The organism is Nocardia noduli (assembly GCF_019038455.1).
GTDB classification, from domain to species: Bacteria; Actinomycetota; Actinomycetes; order Mycobacteriales; family Mycobacteriaceae; genus Nocardia; species Nocardia noduli.
On the sequence record NZ_JAFMPL010000013.1, the window covers coordinates 18,748 to 38,123 of the forward strand.

Genomic DNA, 19,376 nt, shown 5'->3' on the forward strand with positions numbered 1-19,376 from the left:
CTCATTCTTCGACGATCGCCCGTTCGGGACAGTTCTGCACGGCCTCGCGGACCTTGTCCTCGTGTTCGGCGGGGATCTCGTCGACGAGCACCTCGGCGTAGCCGTCGTCGTTGATGGCGAACACCTCGTCGCACAGCACCATGCAGATGCCGTGTCCGCGACAGCGTTCGTCGTCGATGGAAACCTTCATCGTGCTTCGGCCTCGGCGACGTCGATGTCGAGGTACAGCTCGTTGAGTCCACGCAGGATGAACGTGGGCAGGTAGGAGAAGGTGCGGGCGTCGGCCGGACCGTGCCTGTTCTCGTTGATCCGCAACTCGGCGGTGCGCTGGAGCAGACGCTCGATGGCGACGCGCGCCTCGGCGCGGGCCAGCGGAGCGCCGGGGCAGCTGTGCACACCGCGACCGAAGGCGACGTGGGCGCGGGCGTTGGAGCGGGCCGCGTCGAAGGTCGTCGGGTCGTCGAAGCGGCGCGGATCGCGGTTGGCGGCGGCGTTGATGACCATCACGACACTGCCCTGGGCCACCTCGGCCCCGCCGACCTCGGTATCCACCTTCGCCAGCCGGAAGTCGCCCTTGACCGGGCTCTCCATCCGCAGCGACTCCTCGATGAAGTTCTGGATGCGGCTGGTGTCCTCGCGCAGGTACTGCTGGATGTCGGGGCGTTCGGCCAGCGTGCGCAGCGCCGAGCTGAGCAGGCGGACGGTGGTCTCCTGGCCCGCCGAGAAGAGGTTGGCCGCCACCCGCACCACATCCATGACCTCGGGCGTGCTGCCGTCGGGGAAGGTCGCGGTCGCCATGCTGGTCAGCACATCGTTGCGCGGATTGGCCCGGCGGTCGTCGATGTAGCCCGAGAACTTCGTGTAGAGGAATTCGATCGGGGCGTGCTGCAGGTCCTCACCGTCGGTGCTGCCGACCGCGCCGCGCGAATGCTTCTCGCGCTGCAACTTGTTGAGGAATTCCTCTTGGTCGTCGGCGGGCACGCCGAGCAGGTCGGCGATGACGTAGAGGGTGAACGGACCGGCGAAGTCGCGGATGATGTCGGCGTCTTCCATCACCAGGAATTCGTCGAGCAACCGGTCGGCGATCGACCACATCGCCTCTTCGTTCTCCTTGAGGCGCTTGGGGGTGATCAGACGCATCAGCACGGCGCGGTGCCCGGTGTGCATCGGCGGATCCATCGTCGGCAGCTGGTCGCTCATCGGCAGCTTGTCGCGATGTTCGGCGATCAGCGCGTCGACATCCTCGACGCCCTCGAGCGAGACCGGGAAGCCGGGGAAGGGGCCGGTGACCGAGATGCAGGAGGAGAAACGCTCGACGTCGTTGTAGACCTCCAGCGCTTCCTCGTACCCTGTCACCATCGTCACGTCGTGATGGTTCTCCTTGGTGACCGGACACACCTCGCGCAGCGAGTCGAAGTACGGGTACGGATCGTCGACCAGCTCCTGTCCGAGGAAGAAGTCCAGATCCTGGAAGTTTTTCACCACTCGACGGTTCCCTTCGATGCTCCGGCGAGCGCACGGGGCTGACGCTGCCAGTTGACTTCCATGATTGAGAATAAGGCTCTCATCTGTGAATATGAGATTTCCATATTCATAGCTCCGCGTCAACCAGAGGACCGCCATCATGCCCAATGACCCCGCCGCGGATCAGCGGTTTTTCCAGTCGACCACCCGGGACTTCCTCGCCGACACCGTCCCGATCAGCACGGTGCGCGCGCTGGGCGACTCCGGCACCGGATTCGACCGCGACTGGTGGCAGCGCGGGTGCGAACTCGGCTGGACGTCCATGCTCATCCCCGAAAGTCTCGGCGGCGGAACGGTATCCGGTTTCGCGATGACCGAACTCGCCCTGGTCGCCGAGGAACTGGGCCGCGCTGTCGCGCCCGGTCCCTTCGTCACCACCAACGCCGTACTCGCCGGACTGGTTCCCGTCGCGGACCGGTTCGCCGAGACCCTCACGGCCGTGCAGAGCGGTGAGACCGTCGTGGCATGGGCGGTATACGAACCGAACCGCGGTTTCGAGGCGCTCTCCGGCACGGTGACCGGCACCCGCGCCGAGCCCGACGGCGACGGCTACCGGCTGACCGGCGTCAAGGACCGGGTCGAGGCGGGCGATCAGGCGGATCTGTTCCTCGTCTCCGCCGAGAGCGAGCGGGGCCCGATCCAGCTGCTCGTGCGTGCCGACGCCCCCGGCGTGACGGTGACCCCGGCCTGGACCCTGGACCTGGTGCGCCGCACCGCGCAGGTGTCGTTCGAGAATGTCGAGGTCGCGGCGGACGCCGTGGTCAACCTCGGCGCCGAGGCCGCCGATTCGATCAGGACCCAGGCGCTCACCGCCGCGGTGCTGACGGCGACCGAGACGGTCGGTGCGACCGGCCCCGCTTTCGACTCGACGCTGGAATGGCTCACCGATCGCTACACCTTCGGCAGGCCGCTGGCGTCCTACCAGGCGCTCAAGCACCGCATGGCCGACAACAAGACCTGGCTCGAAGCCTGCAAGGCGACCGTGGCCGCGGCCGCCGCGGCGTGGGACGAGGACGCGGCGGGCGCGGCCGAGACCGTCAGCATCGCGAAATCCTTCGCGGGCGCGAAGGCGACCGTGATCGCCCAGGACTGCGTGCAGTTGCACGGCGGCATCGGCGTCACCTGGGAACACGACCTGCACCTGTACCTGCGTCGGGTGACCCTCGGCCGCACCCTGTACGGCACCCCGGAAGAGCACCGGCGCCACATCACCGACCTGCTCGACACCGCGGCAGCCTGAGTCGCTCCGAATCTCCAGGAAGGCACGTCACCAATGACCACCGAGCTCGAATCCGTCGCCGATTTCCGCGAACGCGCGCGAATCTGGTTGCGCGACAACATGCCGACCGCCCCGTCGACGGAACTCAAACCCGATTCCGACGAGGCCTGGCAGCGCGCGCGTCAGTTGCAGCGCATCCTCTTCGACGGCGGTTTCGCCGGCATCTGCTACCCGGCCGAATACGGCGGACGCGGGCTGACCCCGGCACACCAGCGCGCCTTCAACAAGGAATCGGCGGGCTACGAGATGCCGCTGCTGCTCAATGTGCCGACCCTGTCCATCTGCGCGGCGACACTGGCCGAACTGGGCACCGACGAGCAGAAGCGCGCGCATCTGCCCGCCGTGCTCAAGGGTGAGGAAGTCCTGGTCCAGTTCCTGTCCGAGCCCAACGGCGGATCCGATCTCGCGGGCCTGACCACCCGCGCGGAACGCGACGGCGATCGCTGGATCCTCAACGGCTCCAAGATCTGGAGTTCGGGCGCCTACGCCGCCGACTACGGCCTGTGCCTGGCCCGCACCAACTGGGATGTGCCCAAGCACCGCGGACTGACGCTGTTCATCGTTCCCGTGCACGCGCCCGGTGTGACCGTGCAGCGGATCAAGCAGGTCACCGGTTCGACCGAGTTCTGCCAGGAATTCTTCGACGATGTCGCGCTGCCCGCCGAAGCGGTGCTCGGCGAGGTCGACGCGGGCTGGGAAGCGGCGTCGCGGCTGCTCAACCACGAGCGCGCGGCGCTCGGCGGCACGTCCCCCTACATCAGCGGCCACACCGTGCACATGGGCGCCGAGACGATCTCGCTGGTCCAGGTGGCGAAGGCGACCGGTCAGTGGGAGGACTCGCGCGTCCGCGAGGACATCGGCGAGGCGCGGGCCATGCGCGTGGTGCGCGACCAACTCATCGCCCACGTCACGAAATCGATCATGGGCGGCGCCCTTCCGCCCGCGGCGGGTTCGATCACCCGGCTGTTCAGCGCCGAAACCGAATGGATGCAAACGGATATGCGGGTGCGCATCGCGGGTTCGGTCGCGGCCACCCAGGCGCCCGGCGATCCGGTCAACAGCGAGAAGATCGGCCTGGACTATCTGTTCCGCAACGCGTGGAGCCTGGCGGGCGGCAGTACCGAGATGGCGCGCAACATCATCAGCGAACGGGTGCTCGGCATGCCGCGTGAATACGCCGCCGACCGCGACGTCCCGTTCAACCAGGTCAAGCGCGGCCGATGAGCCGAACCCAGCCGAGCCGAACCCACCGATAGGGAGTCGATGCGTTTCATATTCCATTATCCGGAGACAGCCGGATACGAAGGCAGCCTGCTCGACGCGGGTCCACTGCCCGAGGTCGCCGCGGCGGCCGAGCGGCACGGGTTCGACGGGTTCTCCCTCAGCGAGCATCCCGCGCCGGGCGCGAAATGGCTGGCCTCGGGCGGTCACCAGACCCTCGACCCGTTCATCGCCCTGGCTTTCGTCGCGGCCGCGACCCAGCGGCTGCGGCTGATCACCTATCTCACGGTCGCGCCCTACCGCAATCCGATGCTGCTGGCCAAAACCGCCGCCTCCCTCGACATCCTGTCCGGCGGACGGATGACCGTCGGTATGGGCACCGGCTACCAGAAGAGCGAATTCCACGCCCTCGGCGTCGATTTCGACGAACGCAACGTCCTGTTCGACGAAGCCCTCGATGTGCTGCCCCAACATTGGAGCGGTGAACCCTTCAGCTACACCGGCACCCATTTCAGCGCACGCGACGTGGTCGCCCGCCCGCGCCCGATCCAACAGCCGATCCCGCTGTGGATCGGCGGCAACTCGGCACTGAGCCGTCGCCGGGTGGCCCAGCGGGCCCAGGGCTGGATCCCGATGAGCGGCGGCGCGGAACTGTCCACGACAGCGCGGACGCCGTCGCTGGGACCGGTACCGGAGTTGGCGCGCAAGATCGCCGAGATCAGGGAACAGGCCCAGGCTGCGGGACGCACCGAACACATCGATGTCGTGTACTCCTACAGCGGCGAGGGCATCACGAAACCGACCGTCGACGCCCAGCGCCATACCGACGCGTTGGCCGAACTGGCCGAGGCCGGGGTGGACTGGATCGTCATCTCGAGCCGTACCCGCGAACAGGCCGAGACGATGGATTTCATCGAAGGTTTCGGCACCACGTATCTGACGGCGGCCCGCTGATGGGCTGGTTCGAAGAACGCGCGGGCCTGCACGACACGGTCGCCGTCGTCACCGGCGGCGCGGGCGGACTCGGCCAGGCGGTCGTCACCGACCTGGCCGCCAACGGCGTGCGAGTCGCGGTACTCGACGCCGACGCCGACGCCGCGGCGGCACTGGGACGGCTGGCGGCCGAGCGCGGCCACGACGTCCTGATCGAGGTCGGCGACGCCAGGAATCCCGACGTCCTCGCCGCGTTGTTCGACGCCGTCGACGCCCGCTGGGGACGCCTGGACACCCTGGTCAACGTGGTCGGCGGCACCTTCCGCGCACCGTTCACCGAAACCAACGCCAAGGGCTGGGACGCGGTCATCCGCACCAACCTCGGCCACGTCTTGCACGCGTGCTCACTGGCGGTGCCCCGCATACGCGCGGGCGGACGCGGCGGCAGCATCGTGAACATCACCACGATCGAAGCCCACCGCGCCGCACCGGGTTTCGCGGTCTACGCCGCGGCCAAGGCCGCGGTCGAACAGTTCGCCCGCACACTGGCCGTGGAAGTCGCCCCCGACGGCATCCGGGTCAACAATGTCGCGCCCGACTACGTACCGACGCCGAATCTGAAGCGGTTCAGCCACGCCGACGGCGCGCTGGACGATCCGGTCGGGGTCAAGGTCGCCATCCCGATGGGCCGGGTCGGCCACGTCACCGATATCTCCCACAGCGTGGTCTTCCTGGCCTCGGCACTCTCGTCCTACATCACCGGGTCCACGCTGCATCCCGACGGCGGCACCAGCGCGTCGGCGGGCTGGTTCAACTGGCCCGGTCAGGGCTGGGCCAATCACGCTCCGCTCGAGGTGCTCCGCGGGGCCACCGAGGGGGCCGCGCATTGATGGACGCCGAGAGGTCGCCGACCGAAGTCGAATCGGTTGCGACGCGATGTGATCGTCGATGAGGAGCCTCTGATGGGATACGCGGACGGTGTTTTCGATCTGACCGATCAGGTCGTGCTGATCACCGGCGGCAGCCGCGGGCTCGGGCGCGAAATGGCCTTCGCCGTGGCGCACTGCGGCGCCGATGTGATCGTCGCGAGCCGCAACTACGACTCGTGTGTGGCGACCGCCGACGAGATCCGGGAGGCCACCGGCCGCCAGGTACTGCCCTACGCGGTGCACGTCGGCCGATGGGACGAACTCGACGGTCTGGTCGAGGCCGCCTACGAACGGTTCGGCAAGATCGACACGCTGATCAACAACGCCGGGATGCAGCCGGTCTACGACTCGCTCACCTCGGTCAGCGAGAAATTGTTCGACTCGGTGGTCGATCTCAACCTCAAGGGACCGTTCCGCTTGGCGGCGCTGGTCGGCGAGAAGATGGTCGAGGCGGGGCGCGGGTCGATCGTCAACGTCAGTTCCACCGGTTCGATTCGTCCGACACCGTGGATCGTCCCCTACGCGGCGGCGAAAGCGGGCCTCAACGCCATGACCGAGGGCCTTGCCCTCGCGTTCGGGCCGAAGGTTCGGGTGAACACGCTGATGGCGGGTCCGTATCTCACCGATGTCAGCAAGGCGTGGGGGCTGGACACACTCGAGCCGTCACGCAACCCGTTCGCCACCCACGCCCTGCAACGCGCCGGAAAGCCGTCCGAAATCATCGGTGCCGCCCTGTTTCTGGCCTCCGACGCATCCAGCTACACCACCGGATCGATCCTGCGGTCCGATGGTGGCATCCCCTGATCTACCCGGGGGTCAGGGCACGCAGACAGAAGGCGGTGATCCGGTCAACGTCGTCCTCGGTGGGACCGGATCGCTGCCGCAGTAGGTCGGCCAGCGTGCCGATGGCGACATGGGCGATCAGCGCCGCATCCGAATCGGGTGCGGCGCTTCCTAATTCGGCGAGCGCGTCGCGCAGCAGGGTGGCGAGTCCGCTGCCGACCACTCCGGGGCCCGCCTCCAGCGCCAGGCCCGGCCCGGCCGCGTTCCACAGCACCGACAGGGTGGCCGCCGCGGTTTGCTCGTCGGCCTGAGCCAGGATCGCGGCCACCCAGCGGCGCACGCGCAGGCGCGGATCGGATTCCTTGGCCATCTGATGCGCCGCGTAGCGGGCCAGCCGCTCCGAGCCGTCCTCCAGCAGGGCGGCGACCAGCGCGTCCTTGGACGGGAAATGCCGATAGAAGGCGTCGTTGGAAAGTCCCGCGGCCGCGACGATATCGACGACCCTCGGCTTGGCGGTCACCCCGCCCGCGGTCATCACCGACAACGCGGCATCGAGCAGACGCCGGATCTCGTCGGCGTAGTCGGCGCGGCGCTTGGCCAGGGCGCGCTTGGCGATCCGCGCGGCGACATCGTCGACGCGATCCGCCTCGTCGGGCGCCGCGCTGTCGTAGGACAGGTCGACCGCCAGGTCCGTCACCGCGTTCTCCTTCACAAGAATATTGTTCTCGACAGGCTCCTCCAGCGCAAATGCTGACGCCAGCTGCGAAAACGCGAGCGTCGAGCACAGGCCCGATCCTAGTCAAGAATTGCATTCTGGTTCAGGAGAAGCTTATTCTTCATGGCGAGAGGAGATGCCATGGGATGGGATTTCGAAACAGACTCCGAGTACCAGGCGAAGCTGGACTGGGCCGAGGAGTTCGTCCGCGAAGAGGTCGAGCCACTGGACCTGGTCTGGCCGCACGAGCAGTTCGTGCCGTTGGACGGAGGACGACGTAAGGCGATCGACCCGCTCAAGCAGCGGGTCCGCGAACAGGGCCTGTGGGCGACCCACCTGGGCCCCGATCTGGGTGGCCAGGGCCACGGGCAGGTGAAACTCGCCCTGCTCAACGAGATCCTCGGCCGCTCGTCCTGGGCCCCGATCGTCTTCGGTTGCCAGGCGCCCGACACCGGCAACGCCGAGATCATCGCCCACTACGGGACACCCGAGCAGAAGGAGCGCTACCTGCGCCCGCTGCTCGAGGGTGAACTGTTCTCCTGCTACTCGATGACCGAACCGCAGGCGGGCGCCGACCCGACGCAGTTCCGCACCATCGCCGTGCGCGACGGCGACGACTGGGTCATCAACGGCTGGAAGTTCTTCTCGTCCAACGCGAGAACCGCCGCGTTCCTGATCGTCATGGCGATCACCGACCCCGATGTCAGCCCGTACAAGGGCATGTCGATGTTCCTGGTACCCACCGACACCCCCGGCATCGAGATCGTGCGCGACGTCGGCCTCTACGGCGAAGCCGAGGGCGAGGGCCAGCACGCGCTGATCCACTACAACAACGTGCGGGTGCCGAACGCGGGCCTGCTCGGCGGCCCGGGACAGGCCTTCGCCATCGCGCAGACCCGCCTCGGCGGCGGACGCATCCACCACGCGATGCGCACCATCGGCTTGGCCCGCAAGGCGATCGACATGATGTGCGAACGCGCGCTCAGCCGCGAGACGGCGGGCAGCAGGTTGTCGGAGAAGCAGTTCGTGCAGGGCTACATCGCCGATTCCTACGCGCAGTTGCAGCAGTTCCGGCTGTTCGTGCTCTACACCGCGTGGGAGATCGACAAGCACAACGACTACAAGAAGGTCCGCAAGGACATCGCCGCGGTGAAGGTCGTCATGCCGACCGTGCTGCACGATATCGCCTGGCGATCGATGCAGATCCACGGCGCGCTCGGCACCACCAACGAACTGCCGCTGTTCCGGATGATCCACGGCGCGGCCGTGATGGGCCTGGCCGACGGACCCACCGAAGTGCACAAGACCACCGTCGCCAAACAGGTGCTGCGCGATCACAAGCCCACCGAGGACACCTGGCCGACGGAATGGATTCCGCGCCAGCGCGAGGCCGCGATGGCCAAGTACGCCGAATTCCTGGAAAACGAAGTAGGAAACCGATGAGCGACGCAGTAACGGAGACCGAGTCGACGCTGGACGTCGCCCGTCTCGCCGCCTGGATGGAACAGACCGGACTCCCGGACGCCGGGGGCCCGATCGAGATCGGCCTGCTCTCCGGCGGCACCCAGAACGAGATCTACGAGATCCGCCACGGTGATCACCGCAGCGTGCTGCGGATTCCGCCGAAGGCCGCCCCGGCCGACCGCGACAAGGGCATCCTGCGCGAATGGCGCATCATCGAGGCCCTCGACGGCTCCGAAGTGCCGCACACCAAGGCCGTCGCGGTCTGCACCGATCCCTCGGTCCTCGGGCGCACGTTCTACCTGATGGGCTTCGTCGACGGCTGGTCGCCGATGCAGCAGCGCCAGCACTGGCCCGAGCCGTTCGACTCCGATCTGTCGGCCCGCGCCGATCTGGCCTACCAACTCGCCGAGGGAATCGCGTTACTCGGCAACGTCGACTGGAAGGCGCGCGGACTGGAGGATCTGGGCAGGCCCGACGGTTTCCACGAACGTCAGGTCGCTCGCTGGACCGGATTCTTCGAGCGCATCAAGGCACGCGAACTCGACGGTATGGAGACCGCGACGGCGTGGCTGCGCGAGCACCGTCCGCTCGACTTCGTCCCCGGTGTCATGCACGGCGACTACCAATTCGCCAATGTCATGTTCCACCACGGCGCACCGGCGCGGATGTCGGCGATCGTGGACTGGGAGATGGGCACGGTCGGCGACCCCAAACTCGACCTCGCCTGGATGCTACAGGGGTGGCCCGAGGACACCTCGGCTCCCGAGGCGTCCACCTCCGGCTACGTCGATCTGAGGTACATGCCCTCGGCCGAACAGCTGGCCGATCACTATTCGAAGGTGTCGGGCCGTCAGGTCGACGACCTCGACTACTACCTCGTACTGGCCAAATGGAAGCTCGCGATCGTGCTCGAGCAGGGTTTCCAGCGCGCCGGTGACGACATCAAACTCCAGTCTTTCGGCGCGATCGTTCCCGAGCTCATGCGCTCGGCCGCCGAACTTGCCGAATCGAGCGGGTACAAGGGATGAGCGACAACACCGAAACAGCGGAACTCCTGTTCGAACGGCACGGCGCGGTCTCGGTGGTCCGGTTGAACCGGCCCGAAGCCCGCAACGCGCTGACGGTGGCGATGATGCAGGGCATCGGCGCGGCGGCCCTCGAGGCCGAGAGCGATCCCGAGATCCGCGCGCTGCTGCTCACCGGCGCCGGTGACCGCGCGTTCTGTTCCGGGATGGATCTGCGCGCGTTCTCCTCCGGGGCCTCCTTCTCCGACGAGGACCGCGACACGGCCGCCTACCTGCGCCTGGCGCGCGGCAAGCTGTCGGTCCCCGTGGTGGGCGCGGCCAACGGTTCCGCCATCGGCGGCGGTCTGGAACTGCTGCTCGGCGGCGATGTGCTCATCGCCTCCGAGGACGCGAAATTCGCGTTCCCCGAGATCAAGCGCGGGCTGATTCCCGGTGGCGGCGGAACTTTCATCGGCACCAGGATCCCGATGAACATCGCGCTGGAGATGACACTGACCGGCGATCCGATCACCGCGGCACGCGGCTACGAGATCGGCCTCGTCAACGCGGTCGTCCCCGCGGATCAGGTGTTCGCGACCGCGCTCGACTTCGCGCAACGGATCGCGGCCAACGCACCGCTCGGCCTGGCCGCGTGCAAGGAACTGGTCCGGTTGGCTGTCGACGACGCGGCCGAGGCCGACAAGCGGCTGACACACTGGCAGGGCAAGGTCTTCACCAGCGACGACGCGAAAGAGGGCGCGATGGCGTTCCTGGAGAAGCGCGCGCCGGTGTGGCAGGGTCGCTGACATGCGCGCGGCCGTCTGCCCGGCCTACGGACCGCCCGAGGCGGTCGAGATCCGCACGCTGCCCGCACCCGAACCGGCCGCCGACCAGGTGCTGGTCCGGGTCGGGTCGGCCGCGGTCAACTTCCCCGATGTCCTGCTGATCGCCGACAAATATCAGATCAGCGTGCCGCCGCCGTTCGTTCCCGGGAGCGAATTCGCCGGAACGGTCATCGAAACAGGCAGTGCGGTCACCGATCTCGCGATCGGTGACCGCGTCACCGGCACCGGACTGTACGGCGCCTTCGCCGAACAGGTGGTCTTCGCGGCGAAGAAGTTGGCGCGGATACCGGACGGGGTGGATCTGCCCACCGCGGCCGCGTTCGGGGTCGCCTATCGCACGGCGTATCACACGCTGCGGTCGATGGCCCGGATCGGCGAGGGCGATCGGGTGATCGTGCTCGGCGCGGGCGGCGGAGTCGGGCTGGCGGCGGTGCAACTGGCCGTCCAGCTGGGCGCCGAGGTGACCGCGGTCGCGTCGTCGCCGGAAAAGCTCACGGCGGCGAAGCGATACGGTGCGGCGCACCTCATCGACCGGACGGCCGGTGATATCCGCGCCGCGCTGCGCGAGGCGCTGCCCGACGGCGCGAACGCCGTGGTAGATCCGGTCGGCGGCGACCTGTCGGTACCCGCGCTGCGCACACTGGCGCGCGGTGGCCGTTTCGTCACCGTCGGCTACGCCTCGGGCGTCATCCCGGACATCCCGCTGAATCTGGTGCTGATCAAGGGCGTCCACCTGCTCGGCTTCCAGTTCCACGATCTCGATCCGGCCGAATACCGCCGCAACGAGGACGAATTGGCCACCATGCTGGCCGAGGGCCGGATCCGCCCGCATATCGGCGGCGAGTATCCGCTGGCCGATGTCGGCACCGCGCTGCGCGAGGTCGCCGAGGGTCGCGCGGTCGGCAAGATCCTGGTCGATCTGTCCGGCGACCAGTAGTCGATATACCTTTCGACCGAAAGGAGAGGGTCATCAACAACACCGGTGCCCATCTCGTTCTCCATCGTCCGGCACGCCGGGCGGTGACCCGATGATCCGGGCCGAGAACCAATTCCATCTCGGCATCGTCTCCGACGATTTCGAGGCGACCGTGGCCGAACTGTCGGAGGCCTTCGGCTACCGGTGGGGTCCGCAGGTCGGCGGCTCCATCGAGGTGACCACGCCCGCGGGCTCGACCGTCGTCGATCTCGCGTGCACCTACTCGGTGACCGTCCCGCGCATCGAGATCGTCCGTTCGATCCCAGGCACGCTGTGGGAGCCGTCGGGCGGCGGCATCCACCACCTCGGCTACTGGTCCGACGACGTCGCCGCCGACGCGGCGACGCTGCTCGACAACGGCTATGTCAGCGAGGTGACGCGCGACCTGCCCAACGGCCTGCCGCAATTCGCCTTCCTGCGCGGTCCGTCGGGTATCAGGATCGAACTCGTCAACCGCCTGACCGAACCCGGCCTGTCGGGCTGCTGGGCAACCGAACGGAGTGCCTCATGACCACCGTGGGAATCGTCACCGGCGCCGGCCGCGGCATGGGTCTGGCCTGTGCCGAACGGCTTTCGACCATGGTCGACGTGCTGCTCGTCGCCGACCTGGACAAGGAAACCCTCGCCACGGCATCCGATGCCCTCGCGGCGCGGGGGTCGGCGCGGATCGAACCGATCGTCGTCGACATCTCCGACGCGGACGGCGTCGCGGACATGGCCGCGCGCGCGGGCGAACTCGGCACCCTGCGGGCCGTCGCCCATGTCGCGGGCATCTCCCCCACCATGGCCGACTGGCGACGCATCTTCACCGTCGACCTGGTCGGCACCGCCCTGCTCGCCCGCGAGCTGCGGCCGCTGGTCACCACCGGCACCGCGACGGTGTGTTTCGCGTCGATGGCGCCGGTCCTGGCGGGTATCGCCGCGGAGCCCGCGGTCGCCGAGATTCTCGACGATCCGCTCGCCGAGGGATTCCTCGACGCCGTACGCGAGGCCGTCGGCCCGTCGGTCGAAGATCCGGGCGTCGCCTACTCGTGGGCGAAATACGGTGTGAAGCAATTCGTCCGGCGCGAGGCGGTCCGTATCGGCGCGGCGGGCGGGCGCATCTGCTCGGTGTCACCCGGCATGATCGACACCCCACAGGGGCGTCAGGAGGCCGAGCAGCACGCGAGTATGCAGGCGCTGGTCGCGCGGACCCCGCTGGGGCGCACGGGAAGGCCCGAAGAACTCGCGGCGGTGGTCGCCTTCGCGCTCTCCGACGAGGCGAGTTTCCTCAACGGCGTGGATCTGCTCGTGGACGGTGGCGTATGTGCCGCCGCGCGCGGCTGATCGCCGCGAACAACGGTTGACGCCGGAGACGGCGGTCGAAGGTCCTCCACAGGGCCCGATGCCGCGGTCTCCGGCCCAACCGCTGTGGTTCCCGGCTGACTACTGCGGTCTCCGGCCGAGCGCCGCGGTTATCGGCTGGCTCAACGCGGCACGCTCAGGACGAAGGCTTGTGCTCTCCGGCCGAACGCCGGGAATCACTCGTATTCGACGACCACCGACGGCGTCTGTGGGACCGACTGACAGGTGAGGATGTACCCCTCGGCGACATCCTCGTCTGTCAGCGCGTCGTTCACCCGCATCTCGACACGACCCTCGACGAGTCGCGCCATGCATGTGCCACAGTTGCCCGCCTCGCAGGCGAACGGCGGATTGAGTCCGGTGCGGCGACCGGCTTCCAGCACCGTCTCGTCCGGCTTCATCTCGACGACGGACTCCCCGCCGTCGAGTCGTACGGTCACCACCGAGGCAGTGGCGGTGTCGCGCTGGGGTACTGATGATCCGGCCATGACGGCACACTCCTGATCGGTGAAATCGCACACGTCGGATGGGCAACCCCCGACGGTACCGACGAGCGCTCAGGCCATGGGCCTGAGCGCTCGCTCAGCATTTTGGGCTGTGCACATGCTTAGCACGGCACTTCGCGGACGGTCAATACCGGCAGGTCAGCGACCTGCACGCCGAGACCTGCTCACCGACCGGTCCACTGCGGTGTGCGCTTCTCGGAGAAGGCACGCGGCCCCTCCTGCGCATCCGAACTCTCGTAGCAGTGCGTAGAGGCGTGGCGCGCGGCCTCCAAGGCCGCCGAACGCCCCATCTCGGTCGCGAGCATGACCGTATCCCGTGCCGCGCGCACCGAAAGCGGCGCGCCCGCGGTGATCTCGGTCGCGAGCGCGATCGCGGCGTCGAGCAGATCCTGCGGCTCGGCCAGGCGATTCACCAGACCGATCTCGTAGGCCCGCTGCGCCGTAATCGGCTTACCGGTCAGCAAGAGTTCCATCATGATCCGCTGCGGGATCATATGGATCAGCGGCGCCGCCCACGGCGAACTGCGGCCGACCTTCACCTCGGTGACCGCGAAGGTCGCGGTGGTGCTCGCGACGCACAGATCACAGGCCTGCGCGATCATCCAGCCACCGGCGAACGCCGCGCCGTTGACCGCCGCGATGGTCGGCTTGGACAGTTCGATGGTGTCGTAGGGCAGCGCGAACATATCGCGCGGCGGGACCGTCATCCCGGTGCGCACCATCTCCTCGAGATCGCCGCCGGCGCAGAACGCCTTGGGGCCCGCGCCGGTGAGGATGGCCACGCGCAGATCCGGATCGCGCTCGAATCGGTCCCATGCCTCGAACAGTCCGGCGCGCACGTCCAGCGCCAGACAGTTGCGGCGTTCGGGCCGGTTGATGGTGATGATCGCGATGCCATCGGATCGGGCATCGAACAGTACGGCGTCGGACATCAGAAACCTCTCTGCTGGACGACGTGTGCCGCGCGCTCCAGCTCTTCACGGAAGTCGGGGTGGGCGATGGCGATCAGCCTGCGGGTGCGCTCGGCCAGCGTCTGCCCGGCGAGTTCGGCCGCGCCGAATTCGGTGACGATCACGTCCACATCGCTGCGCGCGGTGGTCACCGGGCCGCTCAGTGCCACGGTGATCCGGCTGATGGTGCCGCCCTTGGCCGTGGCGGGCAGCCCGATGATCGAATGACCGCCGGGCGAACGCACGCCCGCCCGGACGAAATCGACCTGGCCGCCGGTGCCGCCCAGGTAGGACGCGCCGCTCTGTTCGGCGTTCACCTGGCCGGTGATGTCGACCTCCATCGCGGAATTGATGGTGACCAGACGTTCGATCTGCGCGAGCACCCCGGCATCGTGGGTGTAGCCGGTGGTGCACATCCGGATCGACGGGTTGCGGTCGGCGAATCGATACAGCCGCTCGGTGCCGATGAGCGCACCGGTGACCGAGACGCCCCGGTCGATCTTCTTGCGCGCGTTGGTGAGAACGCCCGCCTCGACCAGGTCGACGAGTCCGTCGCCGATCATGCCCGAATGCACGGCGAGATCGACACGGTCGTGCAGCAGTCGCAGCATCGCGTCGGGCACCGCGCCGACCCCGACCTGCAACACCGAGCCGTCCTCGATATAGGCCGCGGCGAATTTCGCGATGGCCGAGTCGGTTTCGCTGACCTTCGCGGCGCGGACCTGCACCGGTGGACGCGAGACCCGCACGGCGACATCGATATCGGAGGCGGCCAGCCGCTCGCCGAGGGTGAACGGCACCTGATCGTTGACCTCGGCCACCACGACCCGCGCCGTGGCGACGGCGGCGCGCACGTAATCGCTGATGAGCCCGAAACTGTGTTCGCCGTTCTCGTCGGCCGGACTCACCTGGACGAAGGCGACGTCGCAGCCGATGGCCCCGGATTCGATCAGCGGACCGACCCGGCTGACATGGCACGGCACGATGGCCAGGCGATGTTCCTTGGTGAGCGAACGCAGGGTGCCGATCGCGCCCATACTCGACAGCGCGAAGGATTCGGTGGCCTCGGGGGTGAAGATCCCGGAGAAACTGGTGGCGACGAACGCGGACAGTCCGCCGATCTCGCGGCCCTGCGCGATGAGCGCCTCGAGCAACGTGGTCGGTTCACCGCACGCCTGTCCGATGACGATCCGGTCGCCGGGGCGCAGGATCGCGCGCAGATCCAGTTCGTCCGCCTCGAGCACTGTCGTCACGGCTGTGCCTTTCCATTCGCGTGAGTCGTTCCGTTCGCGCCCACGTCCGCGTGTTCGCGCAGTGCGCCGAGCACTTCCTCGGTGTCGGCGCCCAGTCGCGGCGCCGGACCGGCGACCCGGCCGGGCGTCCGGGAGAACCACGTCGGCGGGCCGGGGAAACGCAAAGGCCCGTAGGAGGATTCGACGGTTTCGAAGAAGCCCGCGTCGTTCAGGTGCGGATTGTCGAACAATTCGTCCAGCGAGCGGACCGGCGCGCACGGAATACCCAGCGCGCGAAGCAGTTCCAGCCATTGATCGGTGGTGCGCTCGGCGAAGGTCTCGGCGAGCCTGGCGTAGACGACGTCGATCCGCGCCGCGCGCTGTTCCAGCGTCGCGAATTCCGGGCCCGCCCAGGCGGGACGCACCGCGTCGACGAAGGTCGTCCACTGCTTGTCGTTGTAGACCAGCGCGGACAGGTAGCCGTCGGCGGTGCGATAGGGCTTGCGATTCGGGGTGACCGCGCGCGGATAGTGCGCTGGCCCGAGCTGCGGTTCGAACAAGGCGCCGTTGGCGTGTTCGACCAGCATGAACGCGGCCATGGTCTCGAACATGGCGACCTCGACCTCTTGGCCCTCGCCGGTGCGCTCGCGATGGAACAGCGCCATCATCGTCGCGTACACCGCGGTCAGGCCCGCGATCTTGTCGGCCATGATGGTGCCGACGTACCCGGCGGTTCCGGTGAGCTGTTCCTGGACCGACGGCAGACCGCATTCGGCCTGGATGGTGTCGTCGTAGGCGGTCAGATCGGCGTCGCGACCGCGGCGGCCGTAGCCGTAGCAGTTGGTGTAGACGATCGACGGATTCAGTGCCGCGACCGCGTCGTAGCCGAATCCGAGCCGATCGATCGCCGAGGCGCGCATGGAGTGGATGAACACGTCGGCCGTGGCCACGAGGTCGCGCAGCGCGGCGGCGCCCTCGTCGGATCTCAGGTCGAGCACCACACTGCGTTTGCCCCGGTTGACATTGACGAAGACGCCGCCCATGCCGCGTTCGGGGCCTACCGAGATGAAGCGGGTGTTGTCGCCGGCCGGAGGTTCGATCTTGATGATCTCCGCGCCCATATCGGCCATGATCTGCGTGCAGTATGGGCCCATGACCATCGCCGTGAGGTCGATGACCCGGATACCGGACAGCGGGCCTGTGTGTTCCATCGCCACGTCCTTTTTTGCGACCTCTCCGGTGTCTACACAAATCCCATCGCGATGGGTACCGTGAGGCTATCTGATGAATCTTTGCAAGGATAGTGATATCAAAGACGCTGTGGACAGTTTCAACGGCGACAGCCCACCGGGCCCGGCCCCCCTTCGACCGATCGCCCGTGTGCTCGACGCGCCTCTGCGCGCCGAGCCCGACGCGACGGCCGTAGAAGCCGCCTCCGGCTCCCTGACCTACGCCCAACTCGACGAACGTGCCGACCGCGCGGCGGGCGCCCTGTGGTCGCTCGGCGTGCGCCCCGGCGACCGCGTCGCCGCGTGCCTGCCCAACGACCTCGACATCGTCGTCGCCTTCCACGGCACGCAGCGGATCGGCGCCGTGTGGGCGGGTATCGGCGAGGCCCTTTCGGCTCCCGAACAGCGACATCTGGTCGATCTGGTCACGCCGACGGTGGTACTCGCCGGACCGCGCTGGCTGCTCGACACGCCCGAAACCGTCGATGCCGAGCGCTGGGCCGCACTGACCGAATCGGCCCAAGCGCCGCCCGCCGTCGAACTCGACATCGACGCGCCCGCGGGTATCGCCTTCACCAGCGGGACATCCGGCAAGCCCAAGGCCGTCGTGCACAGTCAGCGTAACCTGCTGCTGCCCGGCGCGGCGCTGGTCGCCACCCGCGGATACGGCCCCGACCTGCGCAAAGGCGACAGCTTTCCGTTCACGATCCTCAATCTGATGGTGCTGTCGACCCTGCTCACGGCACAGGCAGGCGGTTGCGCGGTCGTCATGAACCGCCGCGATCTCGAAGGCGTGGCCGAGTGGATCGCCGGCCATCGCGTGACCGTGTGGAACGGCGCGCCCGCCCAGCTCTACGACCTGGCCCGGCGGCCCGAGCTCGATCTGAGCTCGCTGCGGGAGGTCTGGAGCGGCGGCAGCGACACCCCCGACACCATCCGCAAGGCCTTCGCCGCCGCGCACGGCATCTCCCCCCGCGTCACCTACGGCCTCACCGAAGCCCCCACCGTCGTCTCCATCGACAAGCCGGGCTCGCAGTGGTCGCCCGGTAGCAGCGGCTTGGTGATGCCCCAATTCGATGTCGCCGCCTACGACGACGACGGCCGACGCCTGCCACCCGGCGGACTCGGCGAGTTGAAGGTCGCATCCGCCACCGCGGGACCGTGGGCCGGACTGTGGACACCGATGCTCGGCTATTGGGAGGATGGTCGCGTGCGGCCACCCGAACCGGGTCCGACCCCCACCGGCGATATCGGCACCGTCGACGCCGAGGGCATGCTGTCGGTGCTCGATCGCAAGAAGATGGTCATCATTCGCGGCGGCGCGAATGTGTATCCGCTCGAGGTGGAGCGGGTCATCGGCGCCCATCCGGACGTGAACAAGGTCGCTGTCTGCCCCGTCCCCGACGAACGGCTCGGCCAGAAGGTCGCGGCGATCGTCGAAAGTCTCTCCCCCACGGTCGATTTCGCGGAACTCGCGGCGCTGTGCAAACGGGACCTGGCCGGATACAAGGTGCCCGAGATCTGGGTGCGGGTCGACGCCCTGCCGACCAACGCCATGGGCAAGGTGGAACGCACCAAGCTCACCGAACTCGCCGCGCCCGCCGCCGACCGGACAACGGAGGTCTCCCGGTGAGCCTGCCCCGCGAACACGCGACACGACTGTTCGACCTGGACGGCCGGGTCGCCATCGTCACCGGCGCGTCGTCCGGTCTCGGAGTCGCGGTCGCGGAATCCCTGGCCGCGCTCGGCGCCAAGGTCGCCGTGGTCGCGCGCCGCGAGGACCGGCTGACCGAACTCGCCAAGCGGATCGACGGGCATCCCGTTGTCTGCGATCTCGGCGACACCGACCGGGTCGGCGACGTGGTTCCCGCGGTGGTCGACGCGCTCGGACCACCGGAGATCCTGGTCAGCGCGGCGGGCAACCGCTTCAGCAACGACCGCGCCGAATCCGAATCGCTCGAAGACGTGCAGCGGACGCTCGGCCTGAATCTGATCGCCCCGTTCCTGCTCGCGCAGGCGGTGTTCCCGTACATGCGCGACGCCGGGCGTGGATCGATCGTCAATATCTCCTCGATCAGCGGACGGGTCGGCGTGCCGGGGATTCCCCAGGCCTCCTACGCCGCGAGCAAATCGGGGCTTTCCGGACTCACCGCCGAACTCGCGGTGCAGTGGGCCCGGCATTCGATCCGGGTGAATACGGTCGCGCCCGGATTCTTCCGCAGCGAGATCACCGACAGCCTCTACGACAGCGACCGCGGCGCGGACTATCTGCGCCGCAACACTCCCCTGCCGACCGAGGGAACGGCCGACGACATCGTCGGCGCGGTCACCTGGCTGGCCGGTGACGCGGCTCGCTATGTCACGGGTCAGACGATCGTCGTGGACGGCGGCTGGACGACCCGCTGACCTGTGCGCTTGCGCTGGTCAGAGCCGGTTGACACC

The 19,376-nt window shown here is 68.1% G+C and carries 20 protein-coding genes; 13 read left to right on the forward strand and 7 right to left on the reverse strand.

Annotated features, from left to right (window positions below):
• Window position 1 precedes the first annotated feature (1 nt).
• The gene (locus JZ792_RS10565) at window positions 2-190 is read right to left on the reverse strand and encodes a ferredoxin (RefSeq protein WP_109530416.1); all 189 of its coding nucleotides are present in this window, start codon (window positions 188-190) and stop codon (window positions 2-4) included.
• Window positions 187-1,485, reverse strand: a complete 1,299-nt coding sequence (locus JZ792_RS10570) for a cytochrome P450 (protein WP_216909415.1) — start codon at window positions 1,483-1,485, stop codon at window positions 187-189. Before JZ792_RS10570 ends, JZ792_RS10565 begins: the two co-directional genes overlap by 4 nt.
• A gap of 139 nt (window positions 1,486-1,624) precedes the next feature.
• On the opposite strand from JZ792_RS10570, the gene JZ792_RS10575 reads away from it, so the two are divergent.
• The 5 genes from JZ792_RS10575 to JZ792_RS10595 all read left to right on the forward strand — a co-directional run bounded on the left by JZ792_RS10575 (window position 1,625) and on the right by JZ792_RS10595 (window position 6,690).
• Window positions 1,625-2,764, forward strand: a complete 1,140-nt coding sequence (locus JZ792_RS10575) for an acyl-CoA dehydrogenase family protein (RefSeq protein ID WP_216909417.1) — start codon at window positions 1,625-1,627, stop codon at window positions 2,762-2,764.
• Window positions 2,765-2,797: 33 nt separating this feature from the next.
• A complete protein-coding gene (locus JZ792_RS10580) occupies window positions 2,798-4,027 on the forward strand; it encodes an acyl-CoA dehydrogenase family protein (protein ID WP_216909419.1) in 1,230 nt (409 codons plus the stop codon).
• 39 nt (window positions 4,028-4,066) lie between these two features.
• Window positions 4,067-4,978, forward strand: a complete 912-nt coding sequence (locus JZ792_RS10585; RefSeq protein ID WP_216909421.1) for an LLM class F420-dependent oxidoreductase — start codon at window positions 4,067-4,069, stop codon at window positions 4,976-4,978.
• On the forward strand, window positions 4,978-5,847 hold the full coding sequence (locus tag JZ792_RS10590) for an SDR family NAD(P)-dependent oxidoreductase (RefSeq protein ID WP_216909423.1): 870 nt from the start codon (window positions 4,978-4,980) through the stop codon (window positions 5,845-5,847). The genes JZ792_RS10585 and JZ792_RS10590 overlap by 1 nt, the downstream gene beginning before the upstream one ends.
• A gap of 72 nt (window positions 5,848-5,919) precedes the next feature.
• Window positions 5,920-6,690, forward strand: coding sequence for an SDR family NAD(P)-dependent oxidoreductase (locus JZ792_RS10595; protein ID WP_216909425.1), 771 nt, complete (start codon window positions 5,920-5,922; stop codon window positions 6,688-6,690).
• Between the two features lies 1 nt (window position 6,691).
• On the opposite strand, the gene JZ792_RS10600 is transcribed toward JZ792_RS10595, so the two are convergent.
• Entirely contained in the window at window positions 6,692-7,366 is a 675-nt protein-coding gene (locus tag JZ792_RS10600) for a TetR/AcrR family transcriptional regulator (protein ID WP_308165243.1), read from the reverse strand.
• 159 nt (window positions 7,367-7,525) lie between these two features.
• Between JZ792_RS10600 and JZ792_RS10605 the strand changes: the two genes are divergently transcribed.
• The 6 genes from JZ792_RS10605 to JZ792_RS10630 all read left to right on the forward strand — a co-directional run bounded on the left by JZ792_RS10605 (window position 7,526) and on the right by JZ792_RS10630 (window position 12,999).
• On the forward strand, window positions 7,526-8,827 hold the full coding sequence (locus JZ792_RS10605; RefSeq protein WP_216909427.1) for an acyl-CoA dehydrogenase family protein: 1,302 nt from the start codon (window positions 7,526-7,528) through the stop codon (window positions 8,825-8,827).
• The gene (locus JZ792_RS10610; RefSeq protein ID WP_216909429.1) at window positions 8,824-9,876 is read left to right on the forward strand and encodes a phosphotransferase family protein; all 1,053 of its coding nucleotides are present in this window, start codon (window positions 8,824-8,826) and stop codon (window positions 9,874-9,876) included. The genes JZ792_RS10605 and JZ792_RS10610 overlap by 4 nt, the downstream gene beginning before the upstream one ends.
• The gene (locus tag JZ792_RS10615; protein WP_216909431.1) at window positions 9,873-10,658 is read left to right on the forward strand and encodes an enoyl-CoA hydratase-related protein; all 786 of its coding nucleotides are present in this window, start codon (window positions 9,873-9,875) and stop codon (window positions 10,656-10,658) included. The genes JZ792_RS10610 and JZ792_RS10615 overlap by 4 nt, the downstream gene beginning before the upstream one ends.
• Window position 10,659: 1 nt before the next feature.
• Window positions 10,660-11,634 (forward strand): NADPH:quinone oxidoreductase family protein, encoded by a 975-nt coding sequence (locus JZ792_RS10620; protein WP_216909433.1) that lies wholly within the window; start codon window positions 10,660-10,662, stop codon window positions 11,632-11,634.
• A gap of 91 nt (window positions 11,635-11,725) precedes the next feature.
• On the forward strand, window positions 11,726-12,184 hold the full coding sequence (locus tag JZ792_RS10625) for a VOC family protein (protein WP_254189623.1): 459 nt from the start codon (window positions 11,726-11,728) through the stop codon (window positions 12,182-12,184).
• Window positions 12,181-12,999, forward strand: coding sequence for an SDR family oxidoreductase (locus tag JZ792_RS10630; RefSeq protein ID WP_216909435.1), 819 nt, complete (start codon window positions 12,181-12,183; stop codon window positions 12,997-12,999). The genes JZ792_RS10625 and JZ792_RS10630 overlap by 4 nt, the downstream gene beginning before the upstream one ends.
• A gap of 194 nt (window positions 13,000-13,193) precedes the next feature.
• On the opposite strand, the gene JZ792_RS10635 is transcribed toward JZ792_RS10630, so the two are convergent.
• From JZ792_RS10635 to JZ792_RS10650, 4 genes are all read right to left on the reverse strand, one after another.
• Window positions 13,194-13,505: a 2Fe-2S iron-sulfur cluster-binding protein gene (locus tag JZ792_RS10635; protein ID WP_216909437.1), complete on the reverse strand. Its 312-nt coding sequence runs from the start codon at window positions 13,503-13,505 to the stop codon at window positions 13,194-13,196.
• 182 nt (window positions 13,506-13,687) lie between these two features.
• The gene (locus tag JZ792_RS10640) at window positions 13,688-14,455 is read right to left on the reverse strand and encodes an enoyl-CoA hydratase/isomerase family protein (RefSeq protein WP_216909439.1); all 768 of its coding nucleotides are present in this window, start codon (window positions 14,453-14,455) and stop codon (window positions 13,688-13,690) included.
• Window positions 14,455-15,726, reverse strand: coding sequence for an acetyl-CoA hydrolase/transferase family protein (locus JZ792_RS10645; RefSeq protein ID WP_216909441.1), 1,272 nt, complete (start codon window positions 15,724-15,726; stop codon window positions 14,455-14,457). Before JZ792_RS10645 ends, JZ792_RS10640 begins: the two co-directional genes overlap by 1 nt.
• On the reverse strand, window positions 15,723-16,916 hold the full coding sequence (locus JZ792_RS10650; protein WP_216909443.1) for a CaiB/BaiF CoA transferase family protein: 1,194 nt from the start codon (window positions 16,914-16,916) through the stop codon (window positions 15,723-15,725). Before JZ792_RS10650 ends, JZ792_RS10645 begins: the two co-directional genes overlap by 4 nt.
• A 109-nt stretch (window positions 16,917-17,025) precedes the next feature.
• Here JZ792_RS10650 and JZ792_RS10655 point away from each other — a divergent pair, with 109 nt between their 5' ends.
• Both JZ792_RS10655 and JZ792_RS10660 read left to right on the forward strand, forming a co-directional pair.
• Entirely contained in the window at window positions 17,026-18,567 is a 1,542-nt protein-coding gene (locus JZ792_RS10655; RefSeq protein ID WP_308165244.1) for a class I adenylate-forming enzyme family protein, read from the forward strand.
• Window positions 18,564-19,340: an SDR family NAD(P)-dependent oxidoreductase gene (locus JZ792_RS10660; protein WP_216909448.1), complete on the forward strand. Its 777-nt coding sequence runs from the start codon at window positions 18,564-18,566 to the stop codon at window positions 19,338-19,340. The genes JZ792_RS10655 and JZ792_RS10660 overlap by 4 nt, the downstream gene beginning before the upstream one ends.
• Window positions 19,341-19,376 lie beyond the last annotated feature (36 nt).

Coding starts and splice junctions, on each gene's coding strand:
- JZ792_RS10630 (WP_216909435.1), top strand. CDS start 12,181: ATGACCACCGTGGGAATCGTCACCGGCGCCGGCCGCGGCATGGGTCTG.
- JZ792_RS10640 (WP_216909439.1), bottom strand. CDS start 14,455: ATGTCCGACGCCGTACTGTTCGATGCCCGATCCGATGGCATCGCGATC.
- JZ792_RS10610 (WP_216909429.1), top strand. CDS start 8,824: ATGAGCGACGCAGTAACGGAGACCGAGTCGACGCTGGACGTCGCCCGT.
- JZ792_RS10615 (WP_216909431.1), top strand. CDS start 9,873: ATGAGCGACAACACCGAAACAGCGGAACTCCTGTTCGAACGGCACGGC.
- JZ792_RS10565 (WP_109530416.1), bottom strand. CDS start 190: ATGAAGGTTTCCATCGACGACGAACGCTGTCGCGGACACGGCATCTGC.
- JZ792_RS10650 (WP_216909443.1), bottom strand. CDS start 16,916: ATGGAACACACAGGCCCGCTGTCCGGTATCCGGGTCATCGACCTCACG.
- JZ792_RS10620 (WP_216909433.1), top strand. CDS start 10,660: ATGCGCGCGGCCGTCTGCCCGGCCTACGGACCGCCCGAGGCGGTCGAG.
- JZ792_RS10575 (WP_216909417.1), top strand. CDS start 1,625: ATGCCCAATGACCCCGCCGCGGATCAGCGGTTTTTCCAGTCGACCACC.
- JZ792_RS10580 (WP_216909419.1), top strand. CDS start 2,798: ATGACCACCGAGCTCGAATCCGTCGCCGATTTCCGCGAACGCGCGCGA.
- JZ792_RS10595 (WP_216909425.1), top strand. CDS start 5,920: ATGGGATACGCGGACGGTGTTTTCGATCTGACCGATCAGGTCGTGCTG.
- JZ792_RS10635 (WP_216909437.1), bottom strand. CDS start 13,505: ATGGCCGGATCATCAGTACCCCAGCGCGACACCGCCACTGCCTCGGTG.
- JZ792_RS10625 (WP_254189623.1), top strand. CDS start 11,726: ATGATCCGGGCCGAGAACCAATTCCATCTCGGCATCGTCTCCGACGAT.
- JZ792_RS10585 (WP_216909421.1), top strand. CDS start 4,067: ATGCGTTTCATATTCCATTATCCGGAGACAGCCGGATACGAAGGCAGC.
- JZ792_RS10605 (WP_216909427.1), top strand. CDS start 7,526: ATGGGATGGGATTTCGAAACAGACTCCGAGTACCAGGCGAAGCTGGAC.
- JZ792_RS10590 (WP_216909423.1), top strand. CDS start 4,978: ATGGGCTGGTTCGAAGAACGCGCGGGCCTGCACGACACGGTCGCCGTC.